Raw genomic sequence first — 25243 nt, 5'->3', positions numbered from 1 at the left:
AACTCGGCCGGTTCGTTGAACGGCAAGCTCGCCGCGCCGGCGCCGCCGGTCATCCGCGCGGCGTGCGGGTCGGTCAGGGACGCCCTGCGGCACCGCCGTTCCAGGTGCGCCACCAGTCCACGAAGCGGGGCAGGCCGTCGGCGAGTTCGACCTTCGGCTGATACCCTGTCAGGGCGTGCAGCTTGCTGATGTCGGCATAGGTGGCCGTCACGTCGCCGGGTTGCATCGGACGCATGATCTTGATGGCCTCGCGACCCAGGGCCTTCTCCAGCAGGTCGATCATCTCCATCAGGCCGACGGGTCTGGAATCGCCGATGTTGTAGATCTCGTGGCCCCCGGCGGTCGGGGGATTGACGAGCACGCCCAGAATGCCGTCGACGATATCGTCGACATAGGTGAAGTCCCGCGCCATTCGACCCTCGCCGTAGACCTCGATCGGATCGCCGCGCATGATCTTCTCGGTAAAGCCGAAATAGGCCATGTCCGGGCGGCCCATCGGCCCATAGACGGTAAAGAACCGCAGGCCGGACTGGGGAAATCCATACAGCGAGGCATAGCTGTGGCTGAGCAACTCGCAGGAACGTTTGGTGGCGGCATAGAGCGACACCGGGGAGACCGCGGGGTCGTCCTCGCGAAAGCCGCGGCCATCCAAGGGCCGGTCGCCGTAGACCGAGCTGGACGAGGCATAGACGAGGTGTTCGACCCCGCCGTGACGGCAGGCCTCCAGGATCGACAGATGCCCGGCCAGGTTGGACCGCTCATAGGCGAAGGGATTGTCGATCGAATACCGCACACCCGCCTGGGCCGCCAGATGGATGACCTGTCTGATACCGTGGTCTCGCACGATCGCGGACATCAGCGCGGGGTCGGCGATATCGGCTTCGATCATGCGGAAGCCACCGTGGGTCGCGAGACGCCGGGCCCGGAGCCGTTTCAACGCGGGATCGTAGTAGGCGTTGAAGCTGTCGATGCCGATCACGGCCTGGCCCTCGTTCAGCAGCCGTTCTGCGACATGCATGCCGATGAAGCCTGCGGCCCCGGTGACGACAACCGTCATTTATCCCTCAAGAAGAACTCAGCGCGCGCACCTGCGGCCCGCGACAGTAGCGGGGAATCGCGGCGCGGACGACACGCTAGACCCGGAGACGTCCGTGTTCTGCCAAAAAAAGGGTCCGTTGATCTGCCGCCAAGCTGAACCCGGACCGCCGGAATCGGTTGTTGCACCATGTCCGTTACAACGACCGATGACACGAATGAACTGATCCAGCGGTGGATCGTCGCCTTCTGCGAAATGCCTGTTCTGATCGATCCCGACCTGATGCGAGCGGTTCTGGATGACAGGCCCCAACCCGGAGAAACGCCATGACGGAAAAGACGTTCAAGGCCGGCGATACGGTCGCATGGGACCACAGCCAGGGCACCTCAACGGGCAAGGTCGTCCGCAAACTGACGTCGCCCACAAAGATCAAGACGCACAAGGTTGCGGCATCGAAGGATAACCCTGAATATCTGGTCGAGAGCACCAGGACCGGTGCCAGGGCGGCTCACAAGCCGTCGGAATTGCGCAAGGCCTGACGGCGGCCTGCGCCTTTCCTCTTGGGGGGGGTGACAATGCGGCTGTTCGGACTTGTGGTCACGGCGATCGCCGTGACGGCGTGTGGCGAGGGATCGGCGGCGAAGAGCCCCGAACCGGATGTCGGCAGGACGGACGAGGCGAAGGCCAGTCCGATCCCGGATCGACCCGGCGAGCGCACGTTCCGGGACTGGTATGCCGTCTGCGACAACGCCAACGGCTGCTACGCTTTCGGCCGGGCCAGTGAAGGCGTCGGTTGGGTGCGTATCGCGATTGCGGCCGGGCCCGATGCCCAGCCCGGGGTCGTCGTCGGATTCTGGCCCGAGAACGGCAGTTTCGGCGGACCGCTCACGGCCCGGGTCGACGGCACGGACCTGATCGCGGCGACCGATGCGGTCGGCGACGAGGACGACTATCCGGCGGCCACCGTTCGCGCAGATCAGGTCACCCGGCTGATCGATGCCATGGGCCAGGGCGAGGCGATGACGCTCGCCGCGGGCACCGAGACGGTGACCATCTCGCTCAGCGGCGCTGCGGCCTCCCTGCTCTGGATCGACGAACGTCAAGGACGCCTGGGGACGTCCATGGCCCTGATCCGCAAGGGCGATCGCACGGCGTCCAGTGTGCCGGCCGGACCCACGGTGCCAGAGGTCACGCCCGCGCCCGCCGTGTCGCAGGGGCGGTATGGCGACCAGGAAGGCCAGACCCTGCCGGCGGCCGTCGCGGCCCTGCCCGACGTCGTCCAGTGCCGCGCGGACACCGATTTCAATCCCGACCTGCAGGCCGCGATCGTGTCGGCGAAGCTGGATGCCAACACCGTGCTGTGGGGTGTCCCCTGCGGAGCCGGGGCCTACAATTTCGCCAATGCCTGGTTCACCACCCGGCCCGACGGGTCCAACCCGCGCCGCCTGACCTTCCCCAGCACCGGCGAGCCGCTGGATCTGCTGGTCAACGCCGCCTACGACCCGGCCACGCGCGTGATCGATGCCTTCGACAAGGGCCGCGGTCTGGGGGATTGCGGCACGGCGTCCAGCTGGACCTGGACCGACCGGGGCTTCGTCCTGAGGTCCAGCACGGCCATGCCCGACTGCTACGGCGTGCCCAGCGAGTACTGGCCGACCTTCTGGGTGACGCGTTGAATCGCGACGCGGTCGATGTGCTGATCGTCGGCGCAGGCCCGGCCGGTCTGACGGCGGCCACCTATCTGGGCCGGTTCCGGCGCTCGGTCCTGGTCGCGGACGGAGGTCAGCCGCGCGCCAGCTGGATCCCGCTCAGCCACAACATGCCTGGCTTTCCGGCGGGCATAACGGGCGATGCGATCCTGACGCGGATGCGCGAACAGGCGCAGGAGTACGGCGCGGTCATCGAGCCCGGACGCGTCGAGGCGCTGAGCGCCGTCGACGGGGGTTTCGAGGCCAGCCTGAACGGTCGGACCATCACGGCGCGCGCGGTCCTGATGGCGACCGGGGTGGTGGACAACCACCCCGAGCTGCCGGGGGTGGAACGGGCGATCGAGCGGGCCCTGATCCGCATCTGTCCGATCTGCGACGGGTTCGAGGCCACGGACCAGCGCATCGCGGTGATCGGCGACAGCGACATGGGCGTGCGCGAGGCCGCATTCATGCGCTCCTATTCCGACCGTGTGACCCTGATCCACACCGGTCCGGCCGAGGCGCTGACCGAGCGTGCGGCGCTCGAGCGGCTGGGCATCCAGCTGGTCGAGACTGCGATCGAAAACGTCCGGCTGGAGGGCGACCGGGTGACCGCCCTGTGCTGGAACGGCGAATACAGTGCCTTCGACACGGTCTATTCGGCGCTGGGCACGGTGGCCAACGCCGACCTGCTGTCCGCCATCGGTGCCCGCCTGTCCGAAGAGGATGGGCGCGTCGAGACCGACCTGCACCAGCGCACCAGCATCGACGGCCTCTATGCCGCCGGCGACGTCGTGCGGGGGCTGAACCAGATCGCCGTTGCGACGGCCGAGGCCGCCGTGGCCGCGACCGACATCCACAATGCCCTGCGGCGTGAGGAAGGCCTGACGCTGTAAGCCGACCCCGGCCCCTATTCGGCGCCGAGCCAGGCCTCACGGAAGGCCTTCTGGCCGTCTGTCAGGGTGCCCCCGGCCGCCTCGGTGCGAACGATCTGCAGGGCGGGATCGGCGGCGAGGCGTACGGGTGCCGTACGATCGACGCCACGCTGGCGGAAGCGGATCTGGACCACATCGCCCGGCCTGTGGGCCTGAAGCATCCCGGCCCAGGCGGCGTCGGACTCCATCGCGGTCCCGTCGACACTGACGATCTGGTCACCGCGATCCAGCCCGGCTTCGTAAAGCGGCGTCTGCGGTGCCGGGGCACCCGCCACCATCAGCGCCGTCCCCGTGGCACGAACCTGCGCTGAGCCGGCCCAGGCCGCCTCCGGCCGGGCCGGCTTCAGAACGAGCCCGGCCTGGGCCAGCAGAGGCGCGAAATCCGGCAGGGCGCTGCCGTCGATACTGGTCGCGAAGAAGGTGTCGGCAAAGGCCTGGTCGCCTGTCACGGCTCCGAGCGCGAGACGCAGGTCATCGGGCGTATAGGGCCGCTCGGTGACCCCGTGGACCTGCCACATCCGGCGCATGTAATCGTCCAGCGTCACCCCCGGGAACCGCTCGCGCAGGGTCAGGTCCAGCGCCAGGGCGATGATCTGGCCATACGGATAGTAGGAGGTGAAGATGTTGGGATTGGTCGGATCGATGGCCGTCGCGGCGTCCACGAACGGGGCACGCAGGCTCATCTCCTGCGGAGACCCGTAGGCTCGCCCCGGCGCATTGACGATCCCGTTCAGCGTGCCCGAAAAATCTGCCAGAAAGGCGTCGACGGTGGACTCACCGGCCCGCCGGATGGCCAGGGGTCCATAGTAGCTCGTGAACCCTTCGGCGAACCACAGCGAGGGCGTGGGATTGGCGCGGGTGAAGTCGAACGGCTCCAGCTCGGCCGGGCGGATCCGCTCCACGTTCCAGGCGTGGAAGAACTCGTGGCTGAGCGTGCCCAGCTGGCTGAAGTTCGCCTCCTGGAAGGACCGGGTGTTGCTGATGATGGTGGAGTTGCGATGTTCCATGCCGTCGCCGCTCACATGCGGCAGGTAGTCGGCGATGAAGGTATAGGTGCCGTAGTCGAAGTCCGGCACATCCCCGAACACGGCGATCTGCTGGTCGACCACCTTCCTCGCACTGGCGGCAAAGGTATCGACCTCGGCGTCCGTGCCGGCGTGGTGCACGGTCAGCCGCATCGTGCGCGCCACACCGGCGTCGTCGACCTGCCACTCGCGCAGCGCGTGGCCGCTGAGCTCGGTCGGGCTGTCCATCAGATACTGCAGGCCCGGGGCCGTGAAGGTGTCGGCCGCGTCCGTCGGGGCCAGCTGGGTCGCGATGGTCCAGTCCGGCGAATAGGGCCGGAAGCGCAGCCGGACCGGACGGTCGTCGAAGCCCGTCGCCCACATCAGGGTCGCCGGCATGTTCAGATGGGCGTGGGTCGCGTCGATCTGGGAATAGGTCCCATCCGCCCGATCCGCGTACAGGGTGTAGGTCAGCACGACCGTGCCGTCGTGTCCCGGAACCGTCCAGCCGTAGGGATCGGTCCGCTCGAGGGACAGCGCCCGTCTCGCCCCGTCCGTGGCCGAGACGGAATAGACGTTCTTGGCGAACTCATGCAGCGCGTAGCGGCCGGGCGAGGACCGCGACATCTGCACGCGAAGCGGCTGGTCGCCGATCCCGCGCCAGGTCGCCGTGATCCGCGCCTCATGGTGCACGGCATTGTCGAACCGCAGGTCATATTCGACGGGCGCGCCCGCCCCCGTGGTCTGGGCCTGGGCCACACCGCTCCAGCCCGCCAGAATTGTCGCCGCCAGCGCCCATGCGGTGGTTCGCATCGTACTCATCTCCTTCAGGGCCTGCCGGCCGCGGATTTCATTGGCCGGTCAGGCCGCCTGCGCCGCGATCCATTCGGTCATGACCCGGTCCAGCACCGTCAGCGGCACGCCGCCGGTGTTCATGCCGGCATCATGGAAGGCCTTGATGTCGAAGCGGTCACCCAGCGTCGTCTGGGCGCGGTTGCGCAGCTCGACCCATTTGTTGTGCCCCAGCTTGTAGGAGCAGGCCTGGCCCGGCCACACGCAGTAGCGCTCGATCTCGGTGGTCACGGCCGAGGGTGAATCGCCCAGCGCCGTGGTCATGAACTCGATCGCCCGTTCACGGCTCCAGCGTTTGGCGTGCATGCCACTGTCCACGACCAGCCGTGTCGCGCGGAACATGGCCGACTGGATATAGCCGATCTTGCCGATGGGATCGGTCTCGTACATCCCCATCTCGTCGGCCAGCTGTTCGGCATACAGGGCCCAGCCCTCCGAATAGGCCGAGAAGCCCAGCACCTTCATCAGCAGCGGCGTGTCCGCCTTTTCCTGGGCGAGACTGATCTGGTGGTGGTGGCCCGGAACCGCCTCGTGATAGGTCAGGGTCGGCAGCTGCCACTTGGGCCATTCCGACGTGTCGCGCAGGTTGATGTAGTAGGCCCCGGGACGCGATCCATCCAGCGAGGGCGAGTTGTAGTAGCCGCCCGGCGCGCCGGCCTCGATCGCTTTGGGCACCCGCCGGATCTCGACGCCGGAGGTGGGCAGGCGGCCGAAATACTCGGGCATGCGGCGGCGGACCTCGATGACCTGGGCGTTCAGGTCGGCCAGCAGGGTCTCCTTGGCCTCGTCGGTATTGGGATAGAGGTATTTCGGGTCGTCACCCAGGGCGGCGATCCGCTCGCCGACAGACCCCTGCGTCATGCCCTGCTCGCGCAGCAGGACATCGGCGCGGGCGCTCAGTTCGGCCAGCTGGTCCAGACCGATCCGGTGGATCTCGTCGCCGCTCAGCGTCGTCGTCGTGTAGCTCTTGATGCCGTAATCATAGAAGGCCTCGCCGTCTGGCAGACGCCAGACGCCGGCGTCGTGGGTGGCCCCGGCCTGACGCGCCTTAAGCCCATCGGCCTGGCGGGCCAGCGCGGGGAAGACGGCGTCGTTGACGATGGCCTCGGCCCGGCTGCCCCAGTCGCCGGCGATGCCCTTCTCGGCCGTGCGGCGCACGATGGACTGGACCAGGGTCGTGGCGGCCGCGCCCGGCTGCATCGCGGCAGTCATCTGGGTCAGGGTGCGCTCGATGACGAAGTCCGGCGGCACGGCACCGGCGGCGAAATCGCGCTGCATCCGCTCCGTCTCCTGATCCAGAGCGGTCGCGAAGGCCGAGACGCGGCCGAGATAGGCCTCGGCATCCTCGGCCGTTTCGATGGAATGCTGGCTGTCGAGGAAGTCCGGGATCGACTGATAAGCGCCCGTCAGCTGGCTGATCGTATAGGGCGAGGGGCCGACCCCCCCACCGCCATAGCCGAAGCCGTACCCTTCGATCGCCGTGTCGCCAAAGAACTCCAGCGTGTCGAAATAGACCTTCTCGTCGGCGTTCAGCGCGGTCCGGTCGACCGCCTTCAGATCGGCGATGTGAGCCCGGAACCGGACCTGGTCGGCCTCGATCTTGGCCTGCGACCGGTCATCCAGCTTCGCTTTCATCGGCGCGTTCGGCCCCTTGTCGAAGCCGAGCTGGGTCAGCAGCTCCGGCGACGTCATCAGGGTTTCCTGAACGATGGTGTCCATGACCGCCTTCAGCGCGGCCGACGCGGTGATCGCGGCTTGGGGCCGGGCGATCGCCTGGCCGGTCGCCATAAGGCTGGCCCCGGCGGCGGCAGTGAACAGCAGGCGGCGACGGTCGATCATGGCGGTGGCTCCCATAGCGTTGCCGCATTGGCCATCAACCGCGCGTCGCCCACAAGGCGTCCGGGATTACAAAACCGTCAGGCAGTCCGGTGAGGCAGGGTTCGGGTGGCCAATCTTGCCGCAGCCGCGGGGGTCAAACCCGGCGTGGGCCCGGATCCACGGGCCGCGGCCTTGAGCAACAGATCGAACCATCCGAATGGAACGTCCTTATGGGTTCGAAACGCCTCCTCCCTATCGACCTCCTGCCGACACACACATCGTGACCTGAGATATCGGCTTGACAGACGCCGTTCGCAAACCAGTAGTAGGCCCGCATTGCCCTAGGTGAACTTATGTCTGATCCCCTATCCGGATTACCGTTGTCCTCGATCCGGGTGTTCGAAGCGGCGGCGCGTCTCAACAGCTTCACCCGCGCGGCGGAGGAACTGGGCATGACCCAGGCGGCGGTCAGCTGGCAGATCAAGGCGCTGGAGACGAAATTGGGGATCAGCCTGTTTCGCCGCCTGCCGCGAGAGGTGCGGCCGACCGAACCGGGCGAACGACTGTCGCGCGCGGCGACCGAGGCCATGACCCTTCTGCGGCGCGCATTCGCCGAGGTGACCGAGACCGATCAGGGTGTCCTGACCATCACCACCCTGACGACGCTGGCGACCCAGTGGCTGGCCCCCCGGCTGGGCGCGTTCCAGCTGGCCAATCCGGGGCTGGCGGTGCGGCTGGATACCAGTCCCCACATCGTCGATCTGGCCCGCTCCAACGTCGATGTGGCCCTGCGATCCGGCAGCGGCGACTGGCCGGGGACCGAGGCGGCGCTCCTGATGCCCAGCGTGTTCGTGCCGCTGTGCAGCCCCGCCCTGTGCGCGACCCTGAAGCTCACCACGCCTGCGGACCTGCTGGACGCGCCCCGGGTCGGCGATGAGAAGGAGTGGGCCGCGTGGTTCGCCAGCGCGGGCGTCAGCACTCCGACCACGCCCGCCACCCAGTTGCGCGCCGATATCCAGGGGCTGGAGGTGGCGGCGGCCCTGGGCGGTCAGGGCGTGGCGCTGGGATCCCCGATCCTGTTCGCGCGCGAGATCGCAGCCGGCCTGCTGACCCGGCCGTTCGCCCACACAGTCACCCTGTCGAACGGCTACTGGATTGCGTGGCCGGAGGATCGGCGGCGATCACCCAAGATCGCGCGGTTCCGGGATTGGCTGCTGGCCGAGGCCGCAGCCGATCCGGCCATCGCGGCCGGCTAGAAGTACTCGGCGCCCGCCGGACAGACGGCGGCGAGACGACGCGCGGTGATGCTGGCCGGCAGAAACGGCGTGCCGCGCGCGAGCTGGGCCCCGCCGCTGAACCGGAAACTCTCGGTCTGATAGGGCCCCCGCAGGCGAACGTTGACCCGGCGGCCCCGCGGATCGGTGCAGGTGCCTTCGAAGCGCGCATTGCCGTTGCCGACCTCGCGCGTCGGATAGACACAGCGCCAGCGCCGCGTGGACAGGCCGCCGAAGAAGCGGTTGATCTCGCTGGGCCGCACGCATTTCTGTTCGGTGCTGCGGATGCCCACGGCGTTGGTCGTGTATTCCCAGTAGCCGGGCAGAGGCTCGCCGCCGGGGGCCTGGGCCGATGACGGCGCGGCCAGCAGGACGGCTCCGGCCACGGCGGGCGCGGCGACGGCCAGGGTGCGGAGGACGAAGGCGGACACGGTCATCGGCGATCTCTCGTTCGGGGCGGCGCGACGGGCTGAAGCGTTGACCCGATTAGCTTAAGCATTGGATGGTGGCGATTGAACGACGCATGAACGATGAGACCATGCTCCGGTTTCATGTCCCGCCAGCCTTGACGGCGCGCGATCGCTTCCTCTATACGGCCCCCTCTCGCGCGGGGAGCCACCCCGCGCGCATTTGTTTCATGCGTCCCCCACGCTGCGATCCCAGGATCAAGGAGGGGTGTGGACGCCGTGCCCTAAGGAACTGACGATGTCACGTCGTTGCGAACTCACCGGTATCGGCCCGATGGTCGGTAACCTGGTCAGCCACTCGAATGTGAAGACCAAGCGCCGGTTCCTGCCGTCGCTGAAGAAGGTCAAGCTGGCTTCGGAAGCCCTGGGCCAGTCCTACACCCTGCGCATCTCGAACGCGGCGCTGCGGACCCTGGACTTCAAGGGTGGTCTGGATCCGTTCATCGTCAAGGCTGACGACGAGAAGCTGTCGGTCGCGGCCCAGCGCATCAAGCGTCAGGTCAAGGCCAAGCTGGCCGAGCAAGCCGCCGCCTGATCTTCGGCGCATCACGATTTCGGAAAGGGCCGGTGGAAACACCGGCCTTTTTCAATTCCGCCCCACCGCGTAGGCTTTATCCTCGTTCCGAGGAGTCCCGATGCGATCCGTTCTGTCCGTTCTTGCTGCGACCCTTCTGGCCACCACCGCAACCGCACAGGACGCCTCGTCCCGCGAGTCGACCGCCTTCACCCTGCTGACCGACCAGCCCCGGACGGCCGAACAGGAGGCGGTGCGAATCGACCTCGTGGATCTGTCGATCAAGGTCATCCCGGACGACAAGGCCATCGATGCCGTGGCCGAATTGACCTTCACCGCCACTGCCCCCGTCGCTCGACTGGTGGTCGAGCTGGATACCCTGTTCGACGTCTCGGCGGTGTCGGTCGACGGCCTGGCCGCCGAATGGACAAATCCCGAAGGCCGGATGACCGTCGCCCTGCCCCGCCCGTTGGCGGCGGGCGACACCACCACCCTGCGCATCGCCTATGCCGGACAGCCGCGCGTGGCCCCCAACGCGCCCTGGGACGGCGGCTTCGTCTGGTCGACGGCGCCCGGCGGCGAACCCTGGATCGCCACCGCCATCCAGGGCGAGGGCTGCGACCTGCTGTGGCCCTGCATCGACAGCCCTCTGGCCGAGCCGGCCCGCGTCAACCTGCACATCACCGTGCCCACCGGCCTGTCTGCCCCGTCCAACGGCCGGTTCTTGGGCTCGGAGGACCACGGCGACGGCTGGACGACGTGGAACTGGAGCGCCGCCAACCCGAACACCTATGCCATCGCCCTAAACATCGGGCCGTACGCGGAGCTGCGGGCCGACTATCGCAGCCGGTTCGGCAACACCTTCCCGATGCATTACTGGTACCTGAAGTCGGACGACCCGGCGCAGGCCGCCGCCCTGTTTGCGGAGTTCCCGCTGCAGCTGGACTTCTTCGAGGCTACGGTGGGCCCCTTCCCGTTCGGCGACGAGAAGATGGGCGTGGTCGAGACGCCCCACCTGGGCATGGAGCACCAGACGATCAACGCCTATGGCAACCAGTATCGGCTGGACGGCAGGGGGTACGACTGGCTGCTGCAACATGAACTGTCACATGAGTGGTTCGGCAACCAGCTGACCAATGCCAACGCCGATGACATGTGGCTGCACGAGGGTCTGGGCACCTATATGCAGCCGCTCTATGCCCGCTGGCTGAACGGCGACCGGTACATGCAGACCGAACTGGCCAAGATGCAGCAGGATCTGCGCAACCAGTTCCCCGTCGTGTCCGGCACGCTCAAGAGCGAGGACGAGGTCTACAAGGGCGAGACCGGCCCGGGTAACGACATCTATTTCAAGGGCGCGCTGATCGCCCATTCCCTGCGGATGCTGATCGGAGACGCGGCGTTCCACGAGGCCGTGACGACGCTGGTCTATGGGAGGCCCGATCCGCAGCCGGGCAATTTCACCACCCTGTATCGCTCGACGCCCGACTTCCTGCGGATCGTCAACGACGTGACGGGCCAGGACTACGGCTGGTTCTTCCGCGGCTATCTCTACAATGCCGCCCTGCCCGTGCTGGCCGAGACGCGCGAAGGCGACACTCTGGGCCTGTCGTGGACCACCGGCGACGGCGGCGTCTTTCCCATGCCTGTGGAGGTCGAGATCGATGGCGTCGTCCAGACCGTCCCGATGACCGGCGGGCGCGGGTCGATCGCCGTCCCGGCCGGGGCGCACGTCCTGGTCGATCCCGACAACAAGGTCCTGCGGCGGCTGGACTTCGTCGAGGCCTGGCGCGCCCGACCCGGCCGGTAGGGCTCAGGCGGCCTTGAGGCTGTCCGCATCCCCCGCGACGGCCGTGATCGACTGACGGACCAGTTCGCAGGTCCCCTGGGTCGACAGGAAGGCGATGTCGGCCGCGTCGCGCCCGCAGGCGATCCGTACGAGCCCTTCGATCGGGGCCAGCCCGGTCGGATCGACCAGCCACCAGCCGTTCGACAGCCAGACCTCGAAGATCGCATGGAAGTCCGGCGGGTTCAGCTGATGGGCAAAGGCACTGACGGCGCGGGCCGGGATGCCAGAGGCCCGGCACAGGGTGATGCCCATATGGGTGAAATCGCGGCACACACCGGCCCGGTCGATGAAGGTGCGCGAGGCCGTCGTCTCCGAATCCGACACGCCCGCCTCATAGTCGATGTTCTCGGTGATCCAGCCCAGGATCGCCAGGACGCGCTCGCCGCCGGCGGTGTCGCCGAACTGGCGTTCCGCGAACCGGCCGAACTGATCCGACGGGCAGTACCGGCTGGGCCACAGATAGGTCAGGACTTCGGCCGGCAGGTCGTTCCAGTCGTGCTGGGTCGCGCCCGGCGGCAGGCCCATCAGGGTGCCGTTGTCGACCAGGGCCTCATAGGTGACCGCCACCTCGCCCGACAGACGCGCGCGCAGGGTGCGGGCCCCGAAGTCGGCGTCCTCGTCCTCGTGAAAATCCTGCGGCGGGTTGGTGACCAGCCGCTCCTCGATCACGGTCTGACCCGGCCAGTGCGCGACCTGAATCTTGTAGATCGCATCGGTCGGGGGATCGAACCGATAGACGAGGTCGGCGCGGACGCGGATCTTCATGGAGGACCTGATGACGGAGTGCACGATCCGGCAACGTCGCGCGGGCGCGTGCGTTCCGGGCCCCGTCCTCTAGCAGATGGATCGGGTCGGGATAGGGGCGCAGGCGTCGCTAGTAGACGTCGCGGCGATAGCGGCCGGTTTCGACCAGATCCCGAAGGGCCGTGGTGCCCAGCACGTCCTCGAGCGCGACGTGTACCCCGCCCGCCATGCCCTCCAGACTGCCGCAGATGTAGAGGGCCGCGCCCCGCCCGATCCAGTCGCGGACGGTGTCGGCATTCTCTGTGATCAGCGCCTGCACATAGCGCCCGTCGCCGGGATCGCGCGAGAAGGTCCGGTCCAGCCGGGTCAGGGCACCGCTGGCCAGCCAGCCCTGCAACTCGGCGTCATGGAAGGCATCGTGTTCTGCCGTCCGCTCGCCGAACATGAGCCAGGTCTGGGCCGATCCCGGTTCTGACGCGCGGGCCTTCAGGTGCGATCGCAGGCCCGCCAGGCCGGTGCCATTGCCGATCAGGATCATGGGCGTGGAGGACGGCGGCGCGCGGAAGGCGGCATTGACGCGAAGACGCATCGGCACGGCGTCCCCGACCTTCAGCGGGCCCGTCAGCCAGCCCGACACCAGACCCGGCGTGCCGTCGGGACGATGCATGCGGCGCACCAGCAACTCCACCCGACCGTCCGACGGCAGGGAGGCGACGGAGTATTCGCGCAGGGCCAGGCCGTCGTCGGTCGAGGGTCCAACCAGCTCGACGATGTCGCCGGCCTGCCAGTCGAGGCCGGCAGCCGGCGGTTCGAAGCCGAGGTGCCAGGCCGCCTCGCCCGGACTGCCCGGGTTCAGCAGGCAGCGCTCGACCAGCCGCCAGGGGGCATGATCCGGCGCGGTCCATTCTGCCGTCGCGACCCCGCCGGTCAGCGCCGCGAGTTCGCCCTGCCAACGCCGGATGGCCGACGCGTCGCCGTTGTCGACCTCGACCGTTTCGAACAGGGCGACGGCCCCGGCCCCCTTCAGCCAGCCGTCGAGGGCCCGACCGAAGCCGCAGAAATCGCGGTACGACCGATCGCCGAGCGACAGCAGGCCATAGGATACGCCCGACAGGTCGACCCCGGCCGCCATGGTCCTTCGCACGAACCGGGCAGCGCTGTCGGGCGCATCGCCCTCGCCGGTCGTGGAGGCGATAAAGAGGACGCGGCGCGCGGCGATCAGGTCGGCCGCCTCAAGCTCGGACAAGGCGGCGACCCGCGCGGACTGGCCCGCCTCGGCCAGCATGCGGCGGGCAACCTCGGCCAATTCGTCGCCGAACCCCGTCTGGCTGGCCACCGCGATCAACAGGTTGCCCCCTTCGCCTCCGGTCTCGGGCCGCCGGCGCGCGCGCCAGATGATCCAGCCGGTCAGGATCAGCCAGACCGCCACCACGGCCGCCGCCCACAGCCACCGCACCGGGTCCGCGCTCAAGCCTCGTCGTCCAGCATCGCCGCAAAGGCCGGGCTCAGGACCTCGGTCACGCCTTCGGAGGTCCGGGTCAGGATCTGGGCGGCAATGCCGTGGGCCCGGGCGAGCGCCAGCCCCTGTTCCGGGCCGCTGACGGTCAGGGCCGTGGCCCAGGCATCGGCCAGCATGGCGCTGGCGTGGAAAACGGTCACCGAGGCGACGCCGTTCGCCACCGGCCGACCGGTCCGCCCGTCCAGCGTATGCGGGTACAGGATCCCGTCGAATTGGAAGGCCCGTCGCCAGTCGCCGGACGTCGCCACAGCGATATCGACCAAGCCCGCGACCGAGCGGGGGATCATCGCACCGGGCGGAGGCTCCAGCCCGATCCACCACGGCTGGGCATCCGGCTTGACGCCCGTGCCGCGCATCTCGCCACCGATCTCGACCAGGTGAGAGTTGCAGCCCAGCGCGGTGAGGGTGTCGGACACCCGGTCCACGGCGTGACCCTTGGCAATGCCGGAAAAGTCCAGCTTCAGCCCGCCCGGCTGCATGGCCGCCCGCGCGTCGCGGTGCAGACGCAGACCCTGCCAGCCACTGACGGCCAAGGCAGTCGCGATTTCGGCTTCGGACGGTAGCGGGTCGGTGTCCGGTCGCGGTCCCGGCGGGCCGAATCCCCACAGGTCGACCAGGGCCCCCAAGGTGGGATCGACCGCGCCGTCGGTGTCGTCCGCCAGGTTCATGGAGGCGTCGAGCACAGACCACAGGGCGGGCGACAGCGCCCACATGCCGGGCGGGGCGGCGTTGAAGCGAGCGATTTCGCTGTCATGCGCCCAGGGACTGAAGACGGCGATGACGGCGTCCAGGTCGGCCTGGATCGCGGCTTCGACAGCGGCCTGCTCCAGCCCCGACGGCGCGACCAGCCGGACCGACCAGGTCGTGCCCATGGTGTCGCCGTCCAGCGACCAGATCCTGTCGCCATTCGGACGCGCCGGCGGGCGATCCATCGGCGGGAGCAGGACACGGGTCGCCGACCGCTCGCCCGCGTCGCGCAGGTCGAGCGGCGGCGGGGCTCCGCGCGAGCCGCGGAGGCTCAGGGCAGGACCTGCAGCACGGCGGTGTACTGGGCCGAGGCGACCGGGGGTCCGCCGCGGCCTTCACCCTCGACCGGAGCCGGTGCGGCCGGGTCGCGCCAGCTGGTGTTGACCCAGTACATGCCGGCCTCGGGCCAGGTGATCGAGACCTTGCCGTCGGCGTCCGTCCGGGCGGTCATTTCCTCGGGATTGTCGCGGTACTGCAGGCCGCCCCGCGCGACGATGACGTCGGCGTTGGCATAGGGGGCGCCGTCCTTCAGGAACTGGAAGGTCGCCGCTTCCTCGGCCACCAGGTCGTTGGGGTGGGTCACCGGCACCATCTCGATGCCGACGCCGGTCGGGGCGAAGACCGAGGTCGTCGGCTCGCCCAGGGTCACGAAGGTTTCGAGGCGGCTGGCGCTGGGGGCCGAGACGACGTCGGTGGCCCCGGCCGGGACGTTGGCGGCCATGTCGGCGGCCGGACCGCGCCAGCGACCGGGCGTGCCGTTCAGGATCCAGGCGGCGTTCATGCCGGCGGAGGCATTGGCGATCTTCCAGGTGCCGGGCTTGTTGATCTCGACGTCGAAGGTCGAGCGATAGGCGCCCTGCATCAGGTTGGCGACGACGCCCGCCGCACCGTCGGGTGCGAGGACGCTGAGGGTCTGGGGCGACAGGCGCAGGGGGGCGTGGTCGGCGATGAAGACGCCGTTGGAGGCCGCGGCGTCGAATGCGACCCAGGCGCGCTCGCCCGACAGGACGGTGCTGGACGGCATCAGCCAGCCACGGTGCGCGCTGGCCGAGAACGGTGCGGCCACGGCGGCCAGCAGGGCGATGGCGGGCAGGATCAGCTTCTTCATGTCAGAGATTCCTATCGGGTGACGGCGACGCGGACGGCGCCCAGTTCGGAGGTTCCGGCGGCCGAGCCGGACGACGCGGCCCCGCCCCAGGTGAAGGGCACGCGCACCAGTTCGCGGCCGCCCTGCTCGCGCGCCGCCTCGACGACGACGTTGTACTGACCGGCCGGCAGGCTCGCGAGGCGCGCGCCAGGAACGGTCACCGTCTGACGGCCCGGGGCCCGGGTCGGGCCGCTGACACCGCTGATCGGCACGGTCATGGCGCGACCGCCCTTGCGCCACCAGGTCCGGATATCTTTCAGATACTGCGCGCCGTCGCCGTCGCCGCGCGCGGTTTCGCCCGCCTCGTACCAGAGGGCGATGGTGCGAACGGCGGTCTGGTCGGGCTGTTCGATCCAGATCGCGACATAGGGGCGATGGTAGGCGGCGGTGCGGACCGTCGGCACCTCGACCGTCACGGTCAGGTCAGCGGCCAGGGCCGGGGCAGCAACGGATCCCGCCGCGACGGCCAGGACGACAGGCAGGGTACGCATGGGCAAACTCGTCAGTGGATGAAGATCAGGGCGATGATGACCGGCACCGCGATCCCCAGCCCCACGAGGGGCCAGGTCGAGGCGCGGTTCCGGGCGTGCAGCCACAACAGGGTCAGGCCGGTCACGGCGAAGACGATGCAGGCCACAGCGAATACGTCGATGAACCAGTACCAGACCGGACCGGTGTCGCGGCCCTTGTGCAGGTCGTTCAGATAGGCGACCCAGCCGCGGGTGGTCGTCTCGCGCACCGCCTCGCCGGTCGCCCGGTCGATGGTCAGCCAGCCGTCTTTTCCAGGCCCCTTGAGCGCGACATAGATCTCGTCGGGCGCCGTCTCGGTCGGCAGCCCCCCCACGGAGGCGTCCAGCGCATCGACCGCCCAGCGCGCCACGGCGTCGGGCACAGGGTCGGTCGTCTCGTCCGGAAAGTCGGACAGGCGCGCCAGCAGCGGCGCGGGCAGTGTCGCCGAGGTCTCGACCGTGACGGGCTCGGCCGGGATCTGCGCCGCATGGTTCAGGGTGATGCCGGTGATGGCGAAGAGCAGCATGCCCGCCAGCGAAAGCCCGGCCGAAATCCAGTGCCAGCGGTGCAGTTCCTTCAACCAGAAGGCGCGGGCACCGTTCAGGGTCGAGCCGGGGGCGGCCTTGCGGGCAGGAATGTCGGAGGCAGCGTCAGTCACGTCTCGCCTGTGCCACACATTGCGAATGACTTGCAAGAACTTCTGGCGAGACGGAAGGGGTTGCCGCCTCACAGCGCCCGGCGAACCGCGTCGCGGGGCTGGCCAGCACCACCGATCCAGTCCCGCCGCCGGATCGATGCGAGGCCCCCGGGCGCCATTCGCCGCCGAGCCATAGGTATTTTTGCTTAACTGTTCGAACCCAAACAGACTGAATAAGTAAAAATGAGGATTACTCGACGCAAGCCGGGCCCGGATCGAAAACACAACCGAAGGCGTCGTCGATGAAGCGGGTCGTGATCATCGACGACGACGTGGTCGTGATGGAGTCTCTGGAAGCGCTGTTCCTGTCGGCCGGCTATGAGGTTCAGGCCTTTGGCCTGGCCACGGATTTTCTCGCAGCCCTCGACGGCCTTCAACCGGCCTGTATCGTCTCGGACCTCAGGATGCCGGATATGGACGGCCTGGCACTGGCGCGTCGGTTGAAGATCGAGATGGGCCTGGCATGGCCGCTCATTCTCATCAGTGGACATGCCGACGTCGCCCATGCGGTGGCCGCCAGGAACGCCGGCGTCGTTGATTTTCTGATCAAACCGTTTCCGCCGCAAAGTCTTCTGACCCTGGTGAACACCTGCTGTGACGCTTTGCTTCGGTCGGAAACGGACGACCAGACCGGGTAGGATACAGGGCTGATGCGGTGCAAGGCGCGTACGCAGATCCCCCTAGATGCGGCCTGAATGCGTCATCCGGCACCGCGAGGTCGCCCTGACCGTAGGTACTAATGGCTAGTTAACGACGGTGAAAGCGTCCCTAGGTTCTCTTGACCCACGGCGAGACCCCATGGTCGCGCCATCGGCGCAGAACGGCGCATCTGGAGCCATCCATGTCCTTCGTGGCTGCATGTCCCAACGCTCGCGAAACGCTCCTCGAAGCGGTCAGCGCGACCATGACGAAACGCGTTCGGCAGCGTCGGTCCCGGATGCTTTTCGCCGTCGCCAGCGTGGCGATCTTCTTCCCGCTGATCGGCCTGGCCTCGGCCGCGATCTGGCTGGCGGCCTTCCTGCTGATGCAGCTGTGCGAGATCGTGGCATTTCCGCAGGGCCAGGTTCGCGACCAGCGCGCCGCCCAATGGGCCTTCGCCCTGTTCCTGGCCAACAAGCTCATGTTCAGCCTGATCGCCATTCCGCTCGCCGTCAGCGGCGAGCACCTTGGCGTCGCGATCGGAATGGTCGTCCTTGCCGGTGCGCTGATCCACGCCGTCGCAGCCAGCGGCAGTTCCAGACTGATGGCCGGCGCGGCGGCAGGACCGCCGCTGATCGTGCTGGCATCGCTGATCGGGATTCTGCTGGGGAGCGGTGGCGACCAACGTTCCACCCTGATGCTCGCCAGCTCCGCCCTTCTGCTGTGCCTGGCCGCCTTCGGGGCCTGGCGACGGGTGTCCGAAGACATGTGCACCCTGAATGCCGCCCGGGAGGCTTCGGAACTCGCCAGCCAGGCCAAGAGCGACTTCCTGACCATGATCAGTCACGAAATCAGGACACCCTTGAATGGCATGATGGGCATGGCCCAGTCGCTCGTCGGGGATCCGCTCACACCCGTGCAGGCCGAGCGGCTGGAAACCCTGATCACGTCCGGCCGCGGGCTTCGCGACCTGATCGCGGAGGTGATCGACCTGGGCGGGATCGAGGCCGGTCTGCTCGAGATCGAGGCCGTCACCTTCAGCCTGCGTGATCTGGTCCAGCGCTCGATCGAGCCTTTCGAGGCGATCGCCAAAACCAGAAATCTGGAAATCTGTGTCAGCCTCTGCCCCGGGCTCGCGTCCGCCTATCTCGGCGATCCGGTCCGGATCCGCCAGGTTCTGCACAACATGGTCGCCAATGCGGTCCAGCTGACGGACACGGGCGGCATCCTGGTATCGGCGTCACGCGACGTGGACGGCGTGAGACTGTCCGTGTGCGATTCAGGGCCGGGCGTGCCCGATCATCTCCTGGCCGGGATCTTCGACAAGTACGCGCGTCTGGATCCGGCCATTCCGCGAGCCGACGGGAGCATGGGCCTGGGGCTCGGCCTGTTCATGGCCAACCAGCTGGTCCAGCGGATGGGCGGCTCCATCACAGCGACAAACAGGATCCCGAGCGGGCTGTGCCTGACAGCCGCCCTGCCCCTGCCCATCGCCGAACCCATTGCCGCGCGGTCGCCCGGGCCATCCCAGCCCCGGCCGGTCACCGGTTCGCTTCGCGTCCTGGCCGCAGAGGACCATCCCGTGAACCGCAAGGTCCTCGCGCTGCTGCTGGAGCAGATCGATGTCGTGCCGACCCTGGTCGAGAACGGCATGCAGGCCGTGGAGGCCTGTCGCGAGGGCGATTGGGATATCGTTCTGATGGACATCCAGATGCCGGTCCTCGGCGGGGTCGATGCGGCGCGCATGATCGTCGAGGAAGCCCGGACGGCGGGCCGAACGGCACCCCCGATCGTCGCGGTGACCGCCAATGTGATGCAGCATCAGCTCAAGATCTATTCCGAGTCCGGCATGGAGCACTGCGTCCCCAAGCCGATCGAGGCCACGACTCTGTTTGACGTGATGCAGACTTCCTTGAATAGATCTGGCCAAACAGGGTATACAACTGCCTGACCACGAGGCCGGACATAGATGCGATTGCATTTCGCTCGCAATAGCCCCGAGTATTCTCGCGAAAGTCTTGTGCGCATGAAGATTTCGGTTGTATGACAGTCTGAGCGCCCCTCAGGATTGAGAGAATTCCTCCCCGAATTCAAACCGATCGCGTGGGCGCAGGATTCGGCGCAACGTCGTCGGGGAGGGCAGAGGCTTGGAAGCATCGTTCGCCAGGAGCATCTTGGTTGACGCACCGATGGCGGTCGTCGCGATCGATGCAGCGGGAACGATCAGAAGCGCCAACACGACGGCTGACGCCTTCTTCGGGCGCGCCATGGTGGGAGACCCGCCGCTTCATATCGCCAGCCTCATTCCCGAGCTCGACGTTGCCGCCCTCCAGGCCCCCGGAGGTCTGGCGGATCTCAATGCCACGAGCCGCAGCGGGGGAAGCGGCGTCCACCTGACGGCCCTGCGTCACGACGGCCGCTGCGCCTTCGTCGACGTCCAGGCCGCGCAGTTCTCGGCGAACGGCGAGGACTTCCTGACCCTGTTCATTCAGGACGTCACCGGCGTTGTCGCAGCCGAAACGGCGGCCCAGGATCTGCGGCAGCAGATTACCTACAACTGGCGTCTGAACTCCCTCGGCGAACTGGCGTCCATGGTCGCCCACGAACTCAATCAGCCCTTGTCGGCCATCCTGAATTTCCTCGATGCGGCCACGACCCTGATTTCGCGCCCCGAGATCGATCGCGCCAAGATCACAAAGTACGTCGAATCCGCCGCCGGTCAGGCTGAACGGGCCAGCGACGTCATCCGACGACTGCGCACCTTGATGTCCCGCGATACCGGTTTCCACAGCCAGGCGAACATGGCTGAGATCGTCGACGAAATCCTGCCGATCCTGAGAATCAACGCCAGGGAGGTCGACGCCATTCTCACGGTGAGGATCCCGCCGGACGGCTGCGCGCTGTGCGACCGCGTCCAGGTCCAGCAGGTCGTCCTCAATCTGGTCCGCAACGCCCTGGATGCGCCCTCCGACGGTCAGCGACGTCGGGTTCTAATTTCCGGCGATCAGACTGACCAGCACTATCGGGTGACGGTCGAGGACAATGGCCCGGGCGTGCCCGAGGCCGTGGCGGGCGGCCTGTTCGATCCGCTGATCAGCACCAAGGCGGGCGGTATGGGAATGGGTCTATCGATCTGCCGGACGATCGTCGAAGCGCACGGCGGAAAGATCGAGCATGTCACCAGTTCGCTCGGGGGTGCCGGCTTCGCCTTCACTCTCAACAACAGGAGTGCCAATGTCTAAGGGCCACGTGTTCGTCATCGATGACGATGCCGCCGTTCTGGCATCGATCGAGGCCATGCTCTCTGTCGCGGATTTCGAGGTCACGGTCTTCGCGTCCCCCACGGCCTTCCTGTCCGCCTCGGAGTCCCTGCCGTTCGGGTGTGTCGTGACCGATGTCCGGATGCCCGAAATGTCGGGTCTCGCCCTGGTCGAGCGCCTTGCAAAGACCGGCAGGCAAGAGTGGCCCCTCATCGTCATCAGCGGCCATGCCGATGTGCCCATGGCCGTCGCGGCGATGAAGGCGGGCGCCTCCAACTTTCTGGAAAAGCCGTTCGGATCCGGTGCCCTGGTTCAGGCCATCGCCGATGCCTTCACGGCCTGCGGGCCGGTGGACACAGCCAGCACCGAGTTCGGGGATGCCCGCCGGCGCTACCAGACGCTGTCTCCGCGCGAACGTGAGGTCCTGTCCCATCTGGTCAACGGGGCCAGCAGCAAGGTCACCGCCCTCGTCCTCGGGATCAGCCCCCGGACGGTCGACGTCTTCCGCGGCAACATCCTGCGAAAGATGCAGGCCCCGAACATCGCGGCGATCGCAACTATGGTTGGGCGCGGCCTCGCGGCCTGACAGACCAGCTTAACCAGTTGCATCAATGCGGGTCCGCCCCGCCGCGCCCCTTGCTGTCACCGGTGTCTCACGCGGCTCCGCCCTAGGTAAAACAGCGTACGACGAAACGGGCGCGCGACGCCATTGCAGGCCTCGCTACGTAGTACAACGTAGCGATAAACCAAGCGATATCAACATCTTGGTGACCTGCAGTCTTTAAGTCTCCGACTATCAGAATGATCAGACGGGCGTGGTCCGTCGGCGTCCGAAGTCGGGGACTACAAACTTGAAAACTTCCATCAAACAGGCCCGGTCGGCCCTGTACCTCTCTTCCGCACTCGTCGCAGGGGCCACTGCCCTGACCTGTGCCGCACCGGCCCTGGCCGACCCGATCACGGGTCAGGTCGGCATCGCCAGCCAGTACATCGGCAAAGGCCTGGGCAAGAGCGACGAGGAACCCGCCGTCTTCGGGTCGGTGCGCTGGTCGGCCAACGGCTTCTATGTCAGCGCTTTCGAGTCCGAGGCGGCCTCCAGCAAGGGCGCCAATGCCGAAGTCATCGCAACCGCCGGCTACGCGACCGACATTCAGGACTGGGGCATCGACGTGCAGGTCATGCACCGCCAGATGATCGGCGAAACGAACGGTGTCGACAGCGGCTACGTCGAGTTCCAGGGCGACATCTCCCGTGACCTGACCGATCACATCAGCGCCCGCATGCGGGTGAACTATTCTGCAGACACCTACGGCAGCGGCGAGGCGGCCTGGTGGTCGGAAGCCCAGGCCTCGCTGAAGCTGACGTCCACGGACAAGCTGAGCATCGCCTACGGCATCCGGCGGGTCGACAACGGTTCCGACTACAACGCCTGGAATATCGGCGTGAAGCACAAGTTCAGCCCGGCCATCGCGGGCGACCTGCGCTGGTACGACACCGACGAGCATGACCTCGGCAGCCGGTACGAAGGCCGCCTCGTCGCCTCGATTTCCTACAGCTTCTAAGCCGCCCGCCGCGCTCAAAGGGACTGAATCATGAACTTCTCAAACTGGAAAATCAGCCGAAAGCTGGCCGCCGGGTTCGGCTTCCTGGCGCTGGTGACCGCCCTTTTCGGAGGCTTCGCGGTCTTTGAACTGCGAAACATCGAGACGGCGCGAGCAACCCTCGAGGCCGAAACCGCGTCGGCCGGCAGCCTGCGTCAGGCGCGCTTCTATCTGGCACGCCAGGAGAACGCCTTCCGTGGCTTCCTGCTGAGCGGCGACCGCTACTATATGGAGCGCCTCGCCAGCCACCGCGAGAATTTCGAGAAGAACGCGGCGGCTGCGATCGAGGCCTATCCCCATCCCCTTTCCGCAGAGGTGCAGACAGGGTTTGATACGGCCACGGCGGCGTCCACCGCCTGGTATCGACTGGTGGAAGCCGAAGGCAATCGCATCCTTGCGGGCGGAGACCGGGGCGCGGCAGCGAGCTTCGTGGGCCGCGACGGACCTTCGGACGCCGCTATCGGACCAGCCGAAGACGCGATTGACGGGCTCGTTGATAACGTCGTCGCGCTGCGCGAAGCGACGAATGTGCATCTGACCGAAGCGGTGCAGAGGGCCACCATCGCGTTGATCATCGGCGCCATCCTGTCCGCGATCGCGGCTGTGGTGATCGGACTGATGATGACCCGCGCGATCAGCAAACCCCTGGTTTCGCTGACGGACGTCATGGACAAGCTCGCGGCCGGAAACATGACCGTCGAGGTCGGCAACCTGCAGCGTCGCGACGAGATCGGCTCGATGAGCCGGGCGGTCCAGATCTTCAAGGAACAGGGCATCGCCCTGGAGAGCTCCTCCATCGCCGTCCGTGACGGCCAGAACATGATGGTCGGCGCCAACCAGGCCATGGGCATCGTCGAGTTCGACCTGAGCGGTAACGTCATCAAGGCAAACGAGAATTTCCTGAAGATCATGGGCTATTCCCTGGCTGAGGTTCAGGGCCGCCACCACAGGACCTTCTGCGATCGCGACTACGCAGCGTCGAGCGAATACGCCGACATGTGGCGCCGGCTGGCGGCCGGCGAAGGCGTCTCCGACCGGTTCACCCGCTATGCGAAGGACGGCAGGAAGGTGATCCTGGACGGCCGCTACAATCCCATCGTCGGCGCGGACGGCAAACCCTACAAGATCGTCAAGTTCGCCTCGGATCAGACCGCCCTTGAACTGGAGCGCGAAGAGAGGGCCGAGCGGGATGCGATCGCCGTCCGCGAACAGGCCGAGATCGTCAACGAGACGGCTGCGGGCCTGAGCGCCCTGGCCGCCGGCGACCTGGCCCACCGCATCACCCGGACCTTCCCCGGCGAATACGCCCGCCTGCAGGTCGACTTCAACGCCGCCATGGACAAGCTGGAAGAGGCGATGGGTGTCATCGGCACCAATGCCTCGGCGATGCAGTCCGGGGCCGGCGAGATCAGCCAGGCCGCCGACGACCTGTCGCGCCGGACCGAACAGCAGGCTGCCACGCTGGAAGAGACGGCGGCTGCGCTGGACGAGATCACCGCCACCGTCAAACGCACGGCTGAAGGCGCAGAGCGCGCCGGCACTGTCGTCGTGGGGGCCAAGGCCGCCGCCGAGCAGAGTGGTGTCGTGGTCGGTCGCGCCGTGGCCGCCATGGGCGAGATCGAACGGTCCTCGGACCAGATCAGCCAGATCATCGGCGTGATCGACGAGATCGCCTTCCAGACCAACCTGCTGGCCCTGAACGCCGGGGTTGAGGCGGCCCGGGCCGGCGATGCGGGTCGCGGCTTCGCGGTCGTCGCCTCCGAGGTCCGGGCCCTGGCCCAGCGTTCGGCGGAAGCGGCCAAGGAAATCAAGACCCTGATCGCGGCCAGCAGCGGCCACGTGAAGGACGGTGTCGGCCTCGTCGGCGAGACGGGTCAGGCCCTGACCGCCATCGTCGAGCGCGTCTCGGAGATCAACGGCCTGATGGCCGAGATCACGGCCTCCGCCCACGAACAGGCCACCGCGCTGAGCCAGGTCAACACGGCCGTCAACCAGATGGACCAGACGACCCAGCAGAACGCCGCCATGGTCGAGCAGTCCACCGCGGCCAGCCACAACCTGTCCCAGGAAGCCGAGGAACTGGCCATCCTGGTCGGCAAGTTCCACGTCTCCGAGGACGGCCGCGCTCCGGCCCGGGCGGCGCGCGCAAAGCCCAATGCGGTGCGTCAGGCCCAGTCCCGGATCGCCGACTTCGCACGGCAGTCCGCACCGGTTCCGGTCCGGCGCGCCGCCGGCGGCGGGGCCGCCCTGGCCCAGAGCAACGAACCGCAGTGGGAGCACTTTTGATGACCGGCCACGGCCCTGAAGTCTTCGTCCTTCCGGGACGGATGGATGCCTCGACCTTGCCCGAAACCCACGCCGACATCGTGCGCCGTCGTGGCAACGACCTGGATCTCGAGGCCTCCCAGGTCGACCGGTTCGGCGCGCAGGCGCTGCAGCTGATGCTGTCGAGCTTCGCGACCTGGCGTGAGGACGGTTTTCGCCTGCGCCTCCTGGACCCCAGCCCCGCCGTCCGGACGGCCTTCGACCAGCTGGGCTGCGCCCCGGTCCTGGATCAGCAAGAGGAAATAGCCGCATGACCATGTGCATCCTGACGGTCGACGACTCTCGCACGATGCGGGACATGCTGAGGCTGGCTCTGGCGGGGGATGAGTTCGAAGTGGTCCAGGCGGTCGACGGCCTCGACGGCCTCGACGTTCTGGGTCGCAATGAGCCGGACGTCATCATTACCGACATCAACATGCCCAACCTCGACGGCTTCGGCTTCATCGAGGGGGTCCGGCGCACCGAACGGCATCGGTCGACACCCATTCTGGTCCTGACCACCGAGAGCGACAGCGCCAAGAAGCAGCGGGCCCGGGATTCCGGCGCGACCGGCTGGATCGTCAAGCCGTTCGACCCCGTGAAACTGATCGACGCCATCCGTCGCGTCGCAGCCTGAC

General features: G+C 67.5%; 24 protein-coding genes. 14 read left to right on the top strand and 10 right to left on the bottom strand.

Annotated features, from left to right (window positions below):
• Nucleotides 1-73: 73 nt before the first annotated feature.
• The gene (locus BRESU_RS05660) at nt 74-1057 is read right to left on the bottom strand and encodes an NAD-dependent epimerase/dehydratase family protein (RefSeq protein ID WP_013268553.1); all 984 of its coding nucleotides are present in this window, start codon (nt 1055-1057) and stop codon (nt 74-76) included.
• Nucleotides 1058-1362: 305 nt separating this feature from the next.
• On the opposite strand from BRESU_RS05660, the gene BRESU_RS05655 reads away from it, so the two are divergent.
• The 3 genes from BRESU_RS05655 to BRESU_RS05645 are packed head-to-tail and all read left to right on the top strand — an operon-like array spanning nt 1363 to nt 3620.
• On the top strand, nt 1363-1575 hold the full coding sequence (locus tag BRESU_RS05655; RefSeq protein WP_013268552.1) for a hypervirulence associated TUDOR domain-containing protein: 213 nt from the start codon (nt 1363-1365) through the stop codon (nt 1573-1575).
• Nucleotides 1576-1611: 36 nt separating this feature from the next.
• Nucleotides 1612-2712: a DUF1176 domain-containing protein gene (locus BRESU_RS05650; RefSeq protein ID WP_013268551.1), complete on the top strand. Its 1101-nt coding sequence runs from the start codon at nt 1612-1614 to the stop codon at nt 2710-2712.
• Complete coding sequence (locus BRESU_RS05645) at nt 2709-3620, top strand: NAD(P)/FAD-dependent oxidoreductase (protein WP_013268550.1); 912 nt, start codon at nt 2709-2711, stop codon at nt 3618-3620. Before BRESU_RS05650 ends, BRESU_RS05645 begins: the two co-directional genes overlap by 4 nt.
• Nucleotides 3621-3634: 14 nt before the next feature.
• On the opposite strand, the gene BRESU_RS05640 is transcribed toward BRESU_RS05645, so the two are convergent.
• Together BRESU_RS05640 and BRESU_RS05635 are read right to left on the bottom strand one after the other, a co-directional pair.
• A complete protein-coding gene (locus tag BRESU_RS05640) occupies nt 3635-5476 on the bottom strand; it encodes a M61 family metallopeptidase (RefSeq protein WP_013268549.1) in 1842 nt (613 codons plus the stop codon).
• 48 nt (nt 5477-5524) lie between these two features.
• A complete protein-coding gene (locus BRESU_RS05635; protein ID WP_013268548.1) occupies nt 5525-7354 on the bottom strand; it encodes a DUF885 domain-containing protein in 1830 nt (609 codons plus the stop codon).
• Nucleotides 7355-7713: 359 nt separating this feature from the next.
• On the opposite strand from BRESU_RS05635, the gene BRESU_RS05630 reads away from it, so the two are divergent.
• Nucleotides 7714-8589 (top strand): LysR substrate-binding domain-containing protein, encoded by an 876-nt coding sequence (locus BRESU_RS05630; RefSeq protein WP_245528606.1) that lies wholly within the window; start codon nt 7714-7716, stop codon nt 8587-8589.
• On the opposite strand, the gene BRESU_RS05625 is transcribed toward BRESU_RS05630, so the two are convergent.
• Entirely contained in the window at nt 8586-9044 is a 459-nt protein-coding gene (locus BRESU_RS05625) for a DUF3617 domain-containing protein (protein ID WP_013268546.1), read from the bottom strand. The two genes, BRESU_RS05630 and BRESU_RS05625, sit on opposite strands and share 4 nt — an antisense overlap.
• A 268-nt stretch (nt 9045-9312) precedes the next feature.
• On the opposite strand from BRESU_RS05625, the gene rpmB reads away from it, so the two are divergent.
• Both rpmB and BRESU_RS05615 read left to right on the top strand, forming a co-directional pair.
• Nucleotides 9313-9609: a 50S ribosomal protein L28 gene (rpmB, locus tag BRESU_RS05620; protein WP_013268545.1), complete on the top strand. Its 297-nt coding sequence runs from the start codon at nt 9313-9315 to the stop codon at nt 9607-9609.
• Nucleotides 9610-9709: 100 nt separating this feature from the next.
• Nucleotides 9710-11398: a M1 family metallopeptidase gene (locus BRESU_RS05615; RefSeq protein WP_013268544.1), complete on the top strand. Its 1689-nt coding sequence runs from the start codon at nt 9710-9712 to the stop codon at nt 11396-11398.
• A 3-nt stretch (nt 11399-11401) separates the two neighbouring features.
• On the opposite strand, the gene BRESU_RS05610 is transcribed toward BRESU_RS05615, so the two are convergent.
• The 6 genes from BRESU_RS05610 to BRESU_RS05585 all read right to left on the bottom strand — a co-directional run bounded on the left by BRESU_RS05610 (nt 11402) and on the right by BRESU_RS05585 (nt 16762).
• Nucleotides 11402-12202 carry a transglutaminase-like domain-containing protein gene (locus BRESU_RS05610; protein ID WP_013268543.1) on the bottom strand — a complete coding sequence of 267 codons (801 nt, stop codon included), beginning with the start codon at nt 12200-12202 and terminating at the stop codon, nt 11402-11404.
• Nucleotides 12203-12311: 109 nt separating this feature from the next.
• The gene (locus BRESU_RS05605) at nt 12312-13652 is read right to left on the bottom strand and encodes a sulfite reductase subunit alpha (protein WP_013268542.1); all 1341 of its coding nucleotides are present in this window, start codon (nt 13650-13652) and stop codon (nt 12312-12314) included.
• Nucleotides 13649-14632: an FAD:protein FMN transferase gene (locus BRESU_RS05600; RefSeq protein WP_013268541.1), complete on the bottom strand. Its 984-nt coding sequence runs from the start codon at nt 14630-14632 to the stop codon at nt 13649-13651. Before BRESU_RS05600 ends, BRESU_RS05605 begins: the two co-directional genes overlap by 4 nt.
• A gap of 86 nt (nt 14633-14718) precedes the next feature.
• Nucleotides 14719-15555 carry a DUF4198 domain-containing protein gene (locus BRESU_RS05595; RefSeq protein ID WP_013268540.1) on the bottom strand — a complete coding sequence of 279 codons (837 nt, stop codon included), beginning with the start codon at nt 15553-15555 and terminating at the stop codon, nt 14719-14721.
• An 11-nt stretch (nt 15556-15566) separates the two neighbouring features.
• Complete coding sequence (locus BRESU_RS05590; protein WP_013268539.1) at nt 15567-16085, bottom strand: DUF2271 domain-containing protein; 519 nt, start codon at nt 16083-16085, stop codon at nt 15567-15569.
• A gap of 11 nt (nt 16086-16096) precedes the next feature.
• On the bottom strand, nt 16097-16762 hold the full coding sequence (locus BRESU_RS05585) for a PepSY-associated TM helix domain-containing protein (protein WP_013268538.1): 666 nt from the start codon (nt 16760-16762) through the stop codon (nt 16097-16099).
• A gap of 293 nt (nt 16763-17055) precedes the next feature.
• On the opposite strand from BRESU_RS05585, the gene BRESU_RS05580 reads away from it, so the two are divergent.
• The 8 genes from BRESU_RS05580 (at nt 17056) to BRESU_RS05545 (ending at nt 25242) form a co-directional block, all read left to right on the top strand.
• Nucleotides 17056-17439, top strand: a complete 384-nt coding sequence (locus tag BRESU_RS05580) for a response regulator transcription factor (protein ID WP_169308012.1) — start codon at nt 17056-17058, stop codon at nt 17437-17439.
• A 299-nt stretch (nt 17440-17738) separates the two neighbouring features.
• Entirely contained in the window at nt 17739-19391 is a 1653-nt protein-coding gene (locus BRESU_RS05575) for an ATP-binding protein (protein WP_050762471.1), read from the top strand.
• A gap of 223 nt (nt 19392-19614) precedes the next feature.
• The gene (locus BRESU_RS05570) at nt 19615-20682 is read left to right on the top strand and encodes a sensor histidine kinase (RefSeq protein WP_013268535.1); all 1068 of its coding nucleotides are present in this window, start codon (nt 19615-19617) and stop codon (nt 20680-20682) included.
• Nucleotides 20675-21286 (top strand): response regulator transcription factor, encoded by a 612-nt coding sequence (locus BRESU_RS05565; RefSeq protein WP_013268534.1) that lies wholly within the window; start codon nt 20675-20677, stop codon nt 21284-21286. Before BRESU_RS05570 ends, BRESU_RS05565 begins: the two co-directional genes overlap by 8 nt.
• Before the next feature lie 265 nt (nt 21287-21551).
• A complete protein-coding gene (locus BRESU_RS05560; RefSeq protein ID WP_013268533.1) occupies nt 21552-22262 on the top strand; it encodes a TorF family putative porin in 711 nt (236 codons plus the stop codon).
• Between the two features lie 30 nt (nt 22263-22292).
• Complete coding sequence (locus tag BRESU_RS05555) at nt 22293-24587, top strand: methyl-accepting chemotaxis protein (RefSeq protein WP_013268532.1); 2295 nt, start codon at nt 22293-22295, stop codon at nt 24585-24587.
• Nucleotides 24587-24880 (top strand): STAS domain-containing protein, encoded by a 294-nt coding sequence (locus BRESU_RS05550; protein ID WP_013268531.1) that lies wholly within the window; start codon nt 24587-24589, stop codon nt 24878-24880. Before BRESU_RS05555 ends, BRESU_RS05550 begins: the two co-directional genes overlap by 1 nt.
• The gene (locus BRESU_RS05545; protein ID WP_013268530.1) at nt 24877-25242 is read left to right on the top strand and encodes a response regulator; all 366 of its coding nucleotides are present in this window, start codon (nt 24877-24879) and stop codon (nt 25240-25242) included. The genes BRESU_RS05550 and BRESU_RS05545 overlap by 4 nt, the downstream gene beginning before the upstream one ends.
• Nucleotide 25243: the final 1 nt, after the last annotated feature.

The organism is Brevundimonas subvibrioides ATCC 15264 (assembly GCF_000144605.1).
GTDB lineage: Bacteria > Pseudomonadota > Alphaproteobacteria > Caulobacterales > Caulobacteraceae > Brevundimonas > Brevundimonas subvibrioides.
This window is presented reverse-complemented; position numbering and strand designations above follow the sequence as displayed.